This window comes from Salinimicrobium oceani (assembly GCF_012037645.1).
On record NZ_JAAVJR010000470.1, the window covers coordinates 1 to 493 of the forward strand.

1 protein-coding gene is annotated in these 493 nt (G+C 40.6%); it reads left to right on the forward strand.

Translation table 11 applies throughout. The annotated features are described in order from the left end of the window. The coding region (locus HC175_RS17785) for a His/Gly/Thr/Pro-type tRNA ligase C-terminal domain-containing protein (RefSeq protein WP_235942669.1) at positions 1-380 on the forward strand (380 nt) is incomplete at its 5' end. Positions 381-493: the final 113 nt, after the last annotated feature.

A 493-nucleotide genomic window follows, 5' to 3' on the forward strand; every position in this document is an offset into this window, starting at 1 on the left:
CCTCTTTAAAAGAAGAAGAGTTAGAAGACGGAAGCAGCAGGACCGTCCTTAAATTACCTGCTATTCTTGCTCCTGTTAAGGCGGTAGTGCTGCCGCTAGTGAAAAAGGATGGTCTGCCCGAGCTGGCACAGGAGATCATAGATGAGCTTAAGTGGGATTTCAATATTCAATATGATGAGAAAGACGCTATTGGCCGCAGGTATCGCCGTCAGGATGCTGCGGGGACGCCGTTATGTATCACTGTAGATCATGACTCTTTGGAAGACCGAACAGTAACAGTTCGATATCGTGACACCATGGAACAAAAACGTGTTCCGGTTTCTGAACTTTCAAAGGTTATTTCTGAAGAAACAAATTTCAAACATTGGATGAAGAAGTAGCTTTTTTCTGTTTAAATTGAGTTAAAAAAGAGCAATTCTAACTGAATTGTTCTTTTTTTTGTTTCCACCTCTGGTAAATCCTTAAATTTATAGATTAAAGTTTCCCTACATGC